The 13,120-nt window shown below is 35.2% G+C and carries 12 protein-coding genes, 1 pseudogene and 1 riboswitch; of the genes and pseudogenes, 5 read left to right on the forward strand and 8 right to left on the reverse strand.

What is annotated here, in order from left to right; all coding sequences use genetic code 11:
- Positions 1 to 2: 2 nt before the first annotated feature.
- Genes hofC through ppdD form a run of 3 tightly spaced genes read right to left on the reverse strand, consistent with a single transcriptional unit; the run spans position 3 to position 2,747 of the window.
- Complete coding sequence (hofC, locus tag A9G36_RS08065) at positions 3 to 1,178, reverse strand: protein transport protein HofC (protein WP_081295256.1); 1,176 nt, start codon at positions 1,176 to 1,178, stop codon at positions 3 to 5.
- Positions 1,175 to 2,284, reverse strand: coding sequence for an ATPase, T2SS/T4P/T4SS family (locus A9G36_RS08070; protein ID WP_051824960.1), 1,110 nt, complete (start codon positions 2,282 to 2,284; stop codon positions 1,175 to 1,177). Before A9G36_RS08070 ends, hofC begins: the two co-directional genes overlap by 4 nt.
- 31 nt (positions 2,285 to 2,315) lie before the next feature.
- Entirely contained in the window at positions 2,316 to 2,747 is a 432-nt protein-coding gene (gene ppdD / locus A9G36_RS08075) for a prepilin peptidase-dependent pilin (protein WP_034943189.1), read from the reverse strand.
- A 203-nt stretch (positions 2,748 to 2,950) separates the two neighbouring features.
- Here ppdD and ampD point away from each other — a divergent pair.
- Positions 2,951 to 3,493: pseudogene (ampD, locus tag A9G36_RS10535) on the forward strand (1,6-anhydro-N-acetylmuramyl-L-alanine amidase AmpD); the annotation flags it as partial.
- Positions 3,482 to 3,808, forward strand: a complete 327-nt coding sequence (locus A9G36_RS10540) for a YqcC family protein (protein WP_442902659.1) — start codon at positions 3,482 to 3,484, stop codon at positions 3,806 to 3,808. The pseudogene ampD and the gene A9G36_RS10540, both read left to right, overlap by 12 nt.
- A 58-nt stretch (positions 3,809 to 3,866) precedes the next feature.
- Here the strand turns inward: A9G36_RS10540 and mltG are convergent, their stop codons facing one another.
- The 3 genes from mltG to clpB all read right to left on the reverse strand — a co-directional run bounded on the left by mltG (position 3,867) and on the right by clpB (position 8,843).
- Complete coding sequence (gene mltG, locus A9G36_RS08085; protein WP_065585621.1) at positions 3,867 to 4,883, reverse strand: endolytic transglycosylase MltG; 1,017 nt, start codon at positions 4,881 to 4,883, stop codon at positions 3,867 to 3,869.
- A 3-nt stretch (positions 4,884 to 4,886) separates the two neighbouring features.
- Positions 4,887 to 5,975, reverse strand: a complete 1,089-nt coding sequence (gene alr, locus A9G36_RS08090) for an alanine racemase (RefSeq protein WP_065585622.1) — start codon at positions 5,973 to 5,975, stop codon at positions 4,887 to 4,889.
- Between the two features lie 297 nt (positions 5,976 to 6,272).
- Positions 6,273 to 8,843 (reverse strand): ATP-dependent chaperone ClpB, encoded by a 2,571-nt coding sequence (clpB, locus tag A9G36_RS08095; RefSeq protein ID WP_065585623.1) that lies wholly within the window; start codon positions 8,841 to 8,843, stop codon positions 6,273 to 6,275.
- Between the two features lie 281 nt (positions 8,844 to 9,124).
- A riboswitch (PreQ1 riboswitch) is annotated at positions 9,125 to 9,170 on the forward strand.
- Between the two features lie 3 nt (positions 9,171 to 9,173).
- Here clpB and queD point away from each other — a divergent pair.
- Both queD and A9G36_RS08105 read left to right on the forward strand, forming a co-directional pair.
- The gene (gene queD / locus A9G36_RS08100; protein ID WP_034943198.1) at positions 9,174 to 9,596 is read left to right on the forward strand and encodes a 6-carboxytetrahydropterin synthase QueD; all 423 of its coding nucleotides are present in this window, start codon (positions 9,174 to 9,176) and stop codon (positions 9,594 to 9,596) included.
- Between the two features lies 1 nt (position 9,597).
- Entirely contained in the window at positions 9,598 to 10,212 is a 615-nt protein-coding gene (locus A9G36_RS08105) for a 7-carboxy-7-deazaguanine synthase QueE (RefSeq protein ID WP_065568865.1), read from the forward strand.
- 69 nt (positions 10,213 to 10,281) lie between these two features.
- Here the strand turns inward: A9G36_RS08105 and pgeF are convergent, their stop codons facing one another.
- Both pgeF and rluD read right to left on the reverse strand, forming a co-directional pair.
- Positions 10,282 to 11,049, reverse strand: coding sequence for a peptidoglycan editing factor PgeF (gene pgeF / locus A9G36_RS08110; RefSeq protein ID WP_065568866.1), 768 nt, complete (start codon positions 11,047 to 11,049; stop codon positions 10,282 to 10,284).
- A 5-nt stretch (positions 11,050 to 11,054) separates the two neighbouring features.
- On the reverse strand, positions 11,055 to 12,029 hold the full coding sequence (gene rluD / locus A9G36_RS08115; protein ID WP_034943205.1) for a 23S rRNA pseudouridine(1911/1915/1917) synthase RluD: 975 nt from the start codon (positions 12,027 to 12,029) through the stop codon (positions 11,055 to 11,057).
- A 92-nt stretch (positions 12,030 to 12,121) separates the two neighbouring features.
- Between rluD and bamD the strand changes: the two genes are divergently transcribed.
- A complete protein-coding gene (gene bamD, locus A9G36_RS08120) occupies positions 12,122 to 12,919 on the forward strand; it encodes an outer membrane protein assembly factor BamD (protein ID WP_065568867.1) in 798 nt (265 codons plus the stop codon).
- Positions 12,920 to 13,120 lie beyond the last annotated feature (201 nt).

Here is a 13,120-nt window from a genome sequence, read left to right on the forward strand (position 1 = left end):
AATTAATGAATAACATCGCCAAGTTGAAAAATCGGTAAATACATTGCAACAATTAAGCTACCAATAATGACTGCTAAAATTATCATAAATAAGGGTTCAAAAGTTTGCGACAAATTATCGATCAATATTTGACTCTGTTCTTGATAGTAACACGCTAATTTTTGAAGCATTAAATCCAATGTACCTGACTCTTCTCCCACATGGATTAACTGGCTACATAAATCGGGAAACAGCGTTTGTTGTTTTAAAACAGAACTGAAAGAATACCCTTTCTCAATTCCAACTATTATTTGATGAACAGTATTAAGATAATAAGTATTGTGCATTGTATTAGCTGCTGCATGTAAGCCAGTTAATAAAGGAATTCCTGCAAACTGTGTGATTGAAACAGTTTGAAAAATTTGGGTTAAATGGTTAACCTGAATAACTTTTCCCAATATTGGAAGCTTAATTATCCAACTATCTATTTTTATTTGATAATTTGCTTTCAAATAATATTTATAAATTACATAAGTAAAAATAAAGATACAAATGCTTTTAAACCAATTATATTGTATATAGGTAGACATATTGATAATAAATTGCGTAAACACTGGTAGATCAGCATCAAAACTTTCATAAACATCAACAAATCTTGGCAATACACATAACAACATAACTAACATAACAATTAAAGATACAGACAATAAAAATAAAGGATAACGCATGGCGCTTTTAATACGCTTTTGTAATTGTATCGACCTTTCAAGTTGTAATGCTAATTGTTCGAAACTCTTATCAAGTTGACCTGTCAATTCACCTGTAGCAATAATTTCACAATATAGTTTTGGAAAAATTGATTGATGCAAAGCTAACACCTTTGATAGTGTTTCACCTTTAGCTACCTGTTGCTCGATTTCAATAAGCAGATATTGCCATTGTGGTTTAGGATTATCTTGCGATAATAATTTTAAACTTTCAATAAGTGGCAAACCTGCTTTGAGCATAGTTGCCATCTGTTTAGTAATGATTAACAGTTCAGAATGTTTAAAACTACTAGTGCTAATAAATATACTTGCGTTTAGCCTGATTACTATTTTACCTTGTAATAATAATTGCCGTTTGGCTTCTTGTCTCGAACGAGCAATAATTTTATGTTGACAAAAATCATCATCATACCAATAATAAAGCCTTTTCATATCAAATCTCCTAATACACGATGTAGCTCCGCCAATGATGTCACCCCTTCTATAACTAACTTTTGCCCTGCTTCTTTAAGAGTGATCATATTCGATGGTGAAATAGCTTGTTTATTTAAGATCTGATTCTGAATTTCACGAGTGACTAATAAAAATTCGTAAATACCTATGCGCCCTAGATATCCACCAATGCAGTGTGAACATCCTGTTGCAATAAAATGTGGTGAGGGTTCTTGGCCAAACATAATAAGCTCACTTGCTGCTAGTTTACAATAAGGGCAAAGCTTACGAACTAATCGTTGAGCAATAACAAGTTTTAAACACGACGATAAAAGATAATTTTCAATTCCCATTTGATTTAGTCGTGTTACACCTTCAATGCTTGAGTTAGTATGCAGTGTAGATAAAACCAAATGTCCTGTTTGTGCAGCTTGAATAGCAATTTCAGCAGTTTCACGATCACGAATTTCGCCTATCATCATAACATCGGGATCTTGCCTTAATAAGGCTCGTAAAATAACTGAAAAACTTAATCCTGATTTCATATTAACAGCTGTTTGATTAATGCCTTCTAAAGGAATTTCAATAGGATCTTCAACACTACATATATTACGATAAGATTGATTTAGCATTTTCAATCCGCTATATAACGTTATTGTTTTACCACTTCCAGTAGGCCCTGTAACTAAAACCAACCCTTGTGGTTGAGCTAAAATCTGCTGAAATATAGAAAGATTTTGCTCTGTTAAACCTAAATCGTAGAGTGAAAGTTGTGTCTCATGATTGTCCATTACTCGCAAAACAACTTTTTCACCGTTCATTACAGGTAAGGTTGCAATGCGCATTGCATAATTATCAATCACTAATTGACCATCTTGGGGTAATCGCTGTTCGGCTATATCTAACTTAGCCATAATTTTCAACCTAGCTACAATTTGCTTAGCAAGAAAAAGAGGCGGTGAAAGCATCTCTTGCAAGACTCCATCAATCCGCATCCGTATACGATAGCTGTTTTGATAAGGTTCAAAATGAATATCTGAAGCACGTTTGCTTAATGCTTCAAGTAACAGTTTATCAATACTCTCTATCAATTGTTCTTCTTGCATTAACTATTCCTAGTTCCAAAATACTACCAAATCAAAATTTGAAAATATCTTCACAAATTCTCTTTAAACTTGTATCTATAGGCGAAGTTACGCAACTACGATTCCAATCTAAATTCCCATGTTCAGAATTTAATACTGGAGTCAGTGTAGTTGTTAAAGCTGATAAAACGCTTTTTCCAACCAAGGTTATCTCACCTTGATTAACTGTTATCGAAGTAACATAATTGGTAGCTCTTGTTGCTGGTACACCATTACTACCATTATTGCAATTAGCCAACTCCCCCTGCTCTATAGCACAAATTTCAACAGCTGTTTTATATGATGCCATTGTTTGTAACATATCAGTCATTGCTGCTTTTTTAACATAACTTTGATAGGCTGGTAAACCAATAGCAGTTAATATAGCAATAACGATAATAGCGATCATAAGTTCAAATAATGAAAATCCAGATTGGTTATTCATAAAGTATCTTAGTAAGTAAAATAAATATTTAACATAATTGACTTTATAGCTTAAAAGAAAAATGAAATAATAGACCAATGTGAAATAAGTAAAATAAATCACAGAATTATTTTACTTATTTCAATTGTTTTCATTTTGTGTGATTTACTTCGCAATAAAAAATTGATTTAAAAGTAGGTCTATCAAATCGTATTGGAGTCAATATGTCTTTAAAAATTGTTAATGGTTGGTTACAAGGCGTAAAACAGATCATTTCACCTTTTTATAATAATCGTCCCAATGAAAAACCGATTACATTATTAGTAATTCACAATATAAGTTTGCCCCCTAATCAATATGGAGGTCCTTATGTTGAGCAACTATTTACAGGAAAGCTTGATCCAACAGGACATCCCTATTTTGCTGAAATATATCAATTACAAGTATCCTGCCATCTATTTATTCGTCGTGATGGCGAAATAATTCAGTTTGTAGCATTTGATAAACGGGCATGGCATGCAGGAAAATCACAGTTTGAACAGCAAGAAAATTGTAACGATTTTTCGATTGGTATTGAAATAGAAGGTTGTGATAGCGAAAATTTTACCGAAATTCAGTACGCTCAGTTAGCTAAAGTAACTTTATTACTTGAACATACTTATCCCATTAAAAATATTACTGGGCATAGTGACATTGCGCCAGATAGAAAAACGGATCCAGGACCATGTTTTGATTGGCAATATTATAATAATTTGTTGGCACAAAAAAAGTTAGCTCAAGCAATAACAAACCAAATTGAACAGATCAAACAAGAGTTACAGAATATAAAATTATGGCAAATAAGCCCGCCACATGCTGATGCATTTTTAAGTCAAGAACCATTTGCGATTGACACAATGCAAGCTCATGAATGGTTACAATGGGTATTTATACCAAGAGTGCAAATTTTAATTGATTCGGGTATAAAATTACCTAAATTTGCCTTGCACCCTTATTTTGAAGAAGCACTAAAAGAAGGTGAAAATGTCAACGAGCTATTAAAGCTTATTAAGCAACTTGATGCTTTTTCTTTAGAAGATTAATTTTTTATACTCTAAACAAATAACAATAGTTCTGTTAGCCATTTGAAAATATTTAATTTTAATATTTAATTAACTTACGATAGTAAGTTACAGCCCGCTTATGACTATTATAATCACTGGTAAATGTATGTCCTCCTGTACCATTAGCAACAAAAAATAAATAGTTTGTTTTAGCAGGATGAGCTGCTGCTTCTAAGGATGCCAGGCTCGGCATGGCGATAGGAGTAGGTGGCAATCCTTCAATGATATAAGTATTATAAGGATTTTTAATATCGGTTAAATCGATACGCCTAATTTTACCTGTATAATTATTTCCTAACCCATAAATAATTGTTGGATCAGTTTGTAACTTCATTTTTTTTTTCAAACGATTAACAAATACTGAAGCAATATTAGCCCGTTCCGTACTTAAACTCGTTTCTTTTTCAATAATTGAAGCAATGATAAGCAGCTCATATGGAGTTTTATAAGGAAGCTCAGAATCACGATTTTCCCAAACTTGTTTAAGATTACTTTTCATAGCACCGTGAGCACGTTTTAAAATACTAATATCAGAGGAATCAGCAGTATAAAGGTAAGTATTAGGAGATAACCAACCTTCAATCGAACCTTCTATACCTAATAATTTAGCAATTTCCTCATTCGATTTTTCGGATAATGTTTGTCTTACATAGGGAGCATTTTTTAATAAATTTAACCAATCTTGAGCACGTTTTCCTTCCACAAATTGAATAGGAAAATAACTTTCCTTGCCGGAAACTAATAATTTTAGAAATTCTTCATTCGTCATATGCGGTTGCAATTGATAAGTTCCTGCTTTAATTGAACTTAATTCAGGGTGCAATTTATATAAATAAGGAAGTAAATAAGCATTATCCATTAAATTAGCTTCTTTAATCTGATCAACTAATTGATGTAATGATATTCCCTTTTTTAGAATAAACATTTTATTACTATCAGTTACATGAATTTGCTTTTTAGAAAATTGGTATAAATAATAATAAGCTATGCCAATAAAACTGCTAATAATAAAAGTAAATGTTATCAAAGTGTATAAAAATATCTTTTTAATCATAACTCATTTATCTATATAACAAATCTTTGCTCGAGCTGTTAAACGCGTTATTAACTCATAGGCACTAATACCTGTGTGTTTAGCAATCTCTTCAACCATTAATCCCTTTCCCCAAAAGATCACTTCATCACCCGGCATAGCTAGGCAATCAGCCCCTAAATCAACCACGATCATATCCATTGAAACTCGACCTACAATAGGCACACGACGTTCATTAATTAAAACAGGTGTATTAGCTGGAATATTTCGAGGATAGCCATCACCATACCCCATTGCAACCACACCTAATTTTGTATCTTGTTTGCTTGTCCAAATCTGTCCATAACCGACCGATTCACCCTTTTTGTGTTCACGCACAGCAATTAGTTCAGATTTAAACGTCATAGCTGGTTTTAATTCGTAAATCGGTTTATCAAACGGTGAAACACCATATAATGCAATACCAGGACGAATAGCATCTCGATGTGACATTGGCCAAGCTATGATCCCGCCCGATGCAGCAATAGAAGATTTACCAATTAGTGACCTATTTTCAATGGAAGTAATAAATTCATCAAACAATTTAATCTGTTGCAATGTTTTATCTGAAGTAAGCTCGTCTGCAGAGCTGAAATGGCTGAGAATGTTAATTGGTTTACGGACTGCCGGACAACTAGCTAGGCGATAAAACGCTTTTTTTGCTTGTTCAAGATTAAAACCTAAACGGTGCATTCCTATATCTAACTTAAACCAAACAGTAATTTGATTTTGAACAGCCAATTTATTTAAAATATCTATCTGCCATTCGCTATGAATGGTAGGCTGAACATTGAAATCAATTATATCCCAAACATTATCATGAGGAAAAAAACCTTCTAACGTAATAATGGGCGTAGTAATTTTCATTTTACGTAAAATTTGCGCCTCAGCAATTCTCGCAACTCCAAAACCATCGACTTTATCGTGCAATAATTGAGCAACACTTTGGATTCCATGGGAATAAGCATTAGCTTTTATAATAGCGATAAGCTCAGTACCAGGAGCTATTTTCCTAAAGTATTCAATATTATGAAGGATTGCTTGGCGATTAACTTCAACTACAGCAATAGACATTTTACTTAACCTAACTTATATAACCACAAGGTATTGTAAGTTTTGTTTTTGATAATCACAAATAAAAAATAACAGCTCATGTGAGTTCTTAATACACAAAATATTTATAATCAATATATTGTACAAATAATAATCTAAAATATAATTGATTAAACTTATCAAGAGATAGTTTAATGCATATATAAATCCATATTAATTAGATTACTGTTTTTTAAAATATGATTCGATAATTAAAAAACTTAGTTTACTAATATAAAAAAACCGACCACAAGGTCGGTTGTAATTTGTGATATCTAATTACTGTTTCGCTTCGATATTGTCGCCAACTAAATCCAGATGAATGGCTTTACCCGGGACTAATTTTCCTGACAATATTTGTTGCGCCAATGGATTTTCGATCTCTTGTTGGATAGCTCGTTTTAACGGTCTTGCGCCATAAATTGGGTCAAAGCCAACTTTAGCTAATTGTTCAAGTGCCGCATCCGAAATATCCAATTGATAACCACGTTCTTCTAAACGTTTTTCAACGTATGCTAACTGAATTTTTGCAATCGCTTTGATGTTTTCTTTACCTAATGGATGGAATACCACTGTTTCGTCAATACGATTGATAAATTCTGGTCTAAAGTGTTTGGTTACAACTGTCATCACTAGAGATTTCATTTCATCATAACTTAGTTCAACTTGACCTTGAATTAGGTCAGAACCTAAGTTTGATGTCATAATTATGACAGTGTTACGAAAATCAACTGTGCGACCTTGACCATCTGTTAAGCGCCCATCATCCAATACTTGCAGTAAGATATTAAAGACATCTGGGTGTGCTTTTTCAACTTCATCAAGTAAAATTACTGAGTATGGTCGTCGTCTAACTGCTTCGGTTAAATAACCCCCTTCTTCATACCCAACATAACCTGGAGGCGCACCGATTAATCGAGCAACGGAGTGTTTTTCCATAAACTCGGACATGTCTATACGCACCATAGCATCTTCGCTGTCAAACATAAAGTTAGCCAGTGATTTGCAAAGCTCGGTTTTACCGACACCGGTTGGTCCTAAGAATAGGAATGATCCAATCGGTTTATTTGGATCTGAAAGCCCTGCTCGGCTACGTCGAATCGCATTTGCAACCGCTAATACTGCTTCATTTTGACCAATTACACGTTTATGTAAGGCATCTTCCATGTGCAATAGTTTATCTTTTTCGCTTTCAAGCATTCTAGAAACTGGAATACCTGTCGCTTTAGATAATACTTCTGCAATTTCGTTATCGGTCACTTTGTTACGCAATAACTTCATGGTTTTGCCTTCTAATTGCGTTGCTGAAGCAAGTTTCTTTTCAAGCTCTGGAATTTTGCCATATTGTAATTCTGACATTTTGTTCAAATCGCCAGCTCGACGAGCTTGCTCTATTTCAGTACGTGCCTTTTCTAGTTCTGCTTTTATGTTTTGAGTACCCGAAACAGCTGCCTTTTCTGACTTCCACTCTTCTTCAAGTGAAGCATATTCCTTTTCTTTTTCAGAAAGTTCATCGTTTAGCATTTCTAGTCGCTTTTTACTCGCATCATCAGATTCTTTTTTAAGCGCTTGTTGTTCAAGTTTAAGTTGAATTATGCGCCTTTCAAGTCGATCTAAAGATTCTGGTTTTGAATCCATTTGCATACGAATACTTGATGCGGCTTCGTCAATTAAATCAATCGCTTTGTCAGGTAACATGCGATCAGAAATATAACGATGCGATAATGTAGCTGCAGCTACGATTGCCGGATCGGTTATTTGCACATGGTGATGTAGTTCATAACGTTCTTTTAAACCACGCAAAATAGCAATAGTATCTTCAACTGTTGGTTCGGCAACATAGACTTTTTGGAAACGACGCTCTAATGCCGGATCTTTTTCAATATATTGACGATATTCGTCAAGTGTGGTTGCTCCCACGCAGTGTAATTCACCACGAGCTAATGCGGGTTTTAACATATTACCAGCGTCCATTGCTCCGTCGCTTTTACCTGCGCCGACCATGGTGTGAATTTCGTCAATAAATAAGATAATGCGACCTTCTTCTTTAGCTAAGTCTTTAAGCACCGCTTTTAAGCGTTCTTCAAATTCACCACGGTATTTTGCGCCCGCAATTAATGCGCCCATATCTAATGATAATACACGTTTATTACGTAATCCCTCTGGCACTTCGCGGTTGACAATACGTTGTGCTAGTCCTTCAACGATGGCAGTTTTACCTACACCTGGTTCACCAATAAGTACTGGGTTGTTTTTGGTACGACGTTGTAATACTTGAATGGTACGGCGAATTTCTTCATCACGACCAATAACTGGATCTAACTTACCTTGCTCTGCACGCTGAGTTAAATCAATGGTGTATTTTTTAAGTGCACCGCGTTGATCTTCTGCATTAGGATCGTTCACGTTATCGTTACCTCTTACTTGATTGACTGCTTGGCTAAATTTATCTTTATTAACACCTGATCTTTTAAGAAGATCACTTAAACTGCCCTTATCTTCTAAAGCGGCTAATATAAAGAGTTCTGATGAAATATAGCTATCACCGTTCTTTTGGGATAATTTATCGCAAAGATTTAATACTCGAACAAACTCTTGCGATGGAATAACATCTCCACCCACACCTTGAACTTGGGGTAATCGGTCAATAGCTTGAGCTAATTCTTGCTGCAAAACAGCAACATTAGCACCCGCTGTATTCAATAATGGTGCAACGCTGTTGCCTTCTTGGTTGAGCATAGCTAATAGAACATGCACCGGCTCGATATATTGATTGTCTTTACCTAATGCTAGCGATTGCGCATCAGCTAAAGCTTGTTGAAATTTGTTGGTAAGTTTATCTAACCTCATAGTTTATCTCCTGAGCAATAGATTTGGTTTGCATGTTTAATTCATGTAAACCATTGCATTGATCATTAAATGAGTGTGGAAGAATAATTTTCAAGAGCAAGTTAAGAATATTTTTACAAATTTTGTACAGCACGATCTTTATTAGTTTAAGCTTTAAAAAAGCCAAAATAAAGAAGCATAATACCAAACCACTACCAACCGATATCACACTCAATAACATATCAAAGATGACAAATTGCTGTTTATCGATTATAGTAGCCGCCTTTTATTTTGTTAGCTTACTAACCGTGGTTCGTAACCCATCCCACGTAAAAAAACTAGGAATACAACATGTTCAAAATAGCCAAAGAATTTCAATTTGATGCTTGTCATATGTTAGATGGGCATAATAAGCAATGTCACAATCTGCACGGTCATACTTACCGTTTATTAGTCGAAGTCAGCGGTGTTCTTATTGATAGCGGTTCAAGCCAAGATATGGTCATGGATTATGCCAATTTAAAGCAAATCGTTAAACAGCATATTGCCGATCCACTCGATCATGCTTACCTTTACAATCAAAATAACCCTAATGAGTGCCGTATTGCGTCGTTATTGCAAGAGATGGATCGAAAAATCTTTGCCTTTCCCTGCCGAACAACAGCCGAGGGGATGAGCCAGTTTATTTACGATCGTCTGTCGCAATACTTGCCTGTTTCGATGATCAAATTATGGGAAACGCCCACCTCATATTGCGAATACCGTCGGAGTTAATATGGTCGAGTTTCGTATTGTTGAAATCTTCGAATCCTTGCAGGGTGAAGGTTATAATACAGGTATGCCTGCCGTTTTTATCCGTTTTTCTGGGTGTAATTTGAAGTGCACTTGGTGCGATACAAATTTTCGTCAGTTTACTCGCTTTTCGTTGGCGGAACTGCTTGGCAAAGTGAGCAAATATAAAACTAAAAATATCATAATTACCGGTGGCGAGCCAACCATGGTTAAAGCGTTACCTGAATTGCTTTTGTCACTTAAAAAAGCGGGGTATTTTATCGCCATTGAAAGTAATGGGCTTGGTAAGGTCGATCCGTTAGTTGATTACATTGCACTTAGTCCAAAATTTTGCTATCAGTCACGCTACAAAAAAATAGCTCAATCCACCGCCAACGAGGTTCGCATTGTTGCCGAAAATCACTCCGATTTTATCGATTTTTGCCAATATATCGAAAGCCAAATTCAAGCTAAACGCTATTACCTTTCACCCTGTGAAAAAGATGGCGTGTTTAATATGTTTGAAACCATTGAACTATTGGGCAAAATCAACAAAGATCGCTTGGATAATAAATGGTTACTTAGTGTACAAAGCCATAAATTTGCCAATATAGAATAAAAAAATCAATACTTTAAAAAACAAAAAATATTGGCAAAACTTAACACGCAAGATTAACAAAATTAATTTTTATTCGAACCAAATCATTGACGCCATCCTACCGGTATTACTTTCCCGGCGGTACGAAAAAAACGTGTCTTGCTCAGTATAAGTACAAAAATCACCGCCAAAAATCTTAGTTACTCCCATTGCTTGTAAGCGTTGTTTAGCAATTAAGTAAAGATCGGCTAGGTATTTTTGTTCTGCAGGGTTAATTAATTTAAAAGCAGTTTGTGCGTTGTAGTCAATTTTTTCAAATTGCTTCTTGACCTCAATACCAACTTCGAATTTTTTGGCACTGATTGCTGGTCCAAGCCAAGCAATGATATTTATGGGTGGTGAGGCAAATTTTTTGACGGTTTCTTCCAGTATTCCGTTACATAATCCACGCCACCCTGCATGCGCAGCTGCAACTTCATCCCCTTTAGTTGAACAAAATAAAACTGGCATACAATCAGCAGTCAGTACAACGCTAACTTGTTTTGCTTGATGAGTATAAGATGCGTCGGCTTCTACCGTTTGGTTAGGAATGTTACCTGTTGCCATTTGTAAGGGAATTTTCGATATGTCTAGCGCTATAATGCTATGGGTTTGTGTTAGCCAATAGGGCTCGCTAGGTATTTGTTCCACCTGTATAACACACCGGCGGTTTTGGGCTACATGGGTTAAATTATCGCCTACTCGACTTCCCATATTTAAGCTTGTAAATGGTGCCATGCTAACACCACCTATTCGTGTTGTAGTCAAAGCATGGACATTTTTTGGGGCTGTCCAATATGGGTAAATCGATTTTATCATGTTGGTTACCAATCTAGTTCGTCTTTGTGTTGTTCGGTATCTTCTTGCAAGGCTTGAATTAACGTTTGCATATCTTGCGGTATTGGTGCATTCCATTGCATAAGTTCACCTGTAATAGGGTGATATAAACGTAACATGGCAGCATGCAATGCTTGACGATCAAAATCTCGCAAAGTTTGAATAAACGATTCGCTCGCACCTTTAGGGGGTCTTGGGCGCCCGCCATAAAGAGGATCGCCAATTAAGGGGTGGGCAATATGCGCCATATGTACACGAATTTGATGTGTTCGGCCAGTTTCTAAGCGCAAGCGCAAGCGAGTGTGTAGACGGTACCTTTCCATCACTCTGTAATGTGTTACTGCAGGTTTTCCTGTTGGAAATACTGCCATATGAGTGCGTTTGGTTGGATGACGGGTAATAGGTTGATCAACCGTGCCTCCGGCAGTGATAATGCCCATAGCAACAGCTTCATATTCACGTGTGATTTCACGATGTTGAAGCGCATCAACTAAATGTGTCTGAGCATTAATGGTTTTAGCAACAACCATTAGGCCTGTGGTGTCTTTATCAAGTCGATGAACAATACCTGCTCGTGGCACGCGTGCTATGTCAGGATAATAATGTAATAAAGCATTTAATACTGTGCCATCAGGATTGCCTGCTCCAGGATGTACAACAAGGTCACGCGGTTTGTTGATAACAAGGATATCGTCGTCTTCATAAACAATGTTGAGCTTTATATCTTCCGGTTGGTGGCAGTTTTCTTCTTCGATTTCAGCATTGATTATTATTTTTTCACCACCTAATACTCTTTCTTTAGGCTTGTTGACAATAACATTATTAACAGTGACTTTATTATTAATAATCCAATCTTTTATTCTTGAGCGTGAATAATCAGGAAAAAGCGCTGATAAAGCTTGATCTAAGCGCATCCCTAATTGGGTTTGTTCAATTTCGGTTGATAATTTTAACTTATACATGTGTAATTTATCTATTTTAAGCTGTTATGTTTTAGAGTATTATATATCAATCATAGTTTTTAATGTTTAATTATATTTGGATTGGGAACTGAATGAAATTACGTTTACACTCTTTATTAGCGATTGCTTTAAGTGGCATGTTAATTGGCTGTACTTCATCGATTAGATCTGACATTGATAATGTATCTGAAGTTGAACTTCACACTAAAGCACAAAATGAACTTGATAATGGTAATTTAAAAACCAGTATTTCAGTACTAGAAGCGTTGGATAAAAGTTTTCCATTTGGTCCATATTCACAACAAGTACAATTAGATCTAATCTACGCTTATTATAAATCGGGGGATTTGCCACTTGCTATTGCATCAATCGACCGTTTTCTAAAATTAAATCCAACACATCCTAATATTGATTGGGTTATCTATATTCGTGGTTTATCTAATATGGCTCAAGATGATAATACGATTCAAGGCTGGTTCAATGTGGATCGTTCTGATCGTGATGCGGAATTTGCCAAAGCTGCTTTTAAAGACTTTTCGTATCTTGTAGCAAGTTTTCCATCAAGTTATTATACTGCCGATGCGTATAAACGTTTAGTTTATCTAAAAAATAGAATCTCACGCTATCAGTTAAAAGTAGCTCAGTTTTACACTGAACGAGGTGCTTATGTTGCAGTCATTAATCGAGTTACAAAAATGTTATCAATGTTTCCTGATACTGATTCAACAAAGCAAGGTTTATTGTTAATGCACAATGCATATAATAAATTAAATTTAAGCGATGAAGCTCAAAAAGTTGATCAACTTATTCAGGCGAACCTTGTGAATATGCCTAAAGAACAGCAAAAAACATTTTTATCAAAATTTACCAGTGTGTTTAATGGTGGTTAAACTGTTTTTTAAATCATTTTGTAAATATGTTACTTAATATATATTAGTTGCTATTTAATTCAATTAAATAGCAATTTTTTCCTGTCGTTCATAAATATATCAATATTCTACATTATCGCCTATATTGCTTTCCTTTTGTGTGAACGGTTCACTCTATTTTTTTTAAATAGTCATTAAAGTAAAATTCTAGGTTAAAATTTA

Source organism: Gilliamella sp. Choc6-1 (assembly GCF_001690385.1).
Lineage (GTDB): Bacteria > Pseudomonadota > Gammaproteobacteria > Enterobacterales > Orbaceae > Gilliamella > Gilliamella apicola_A.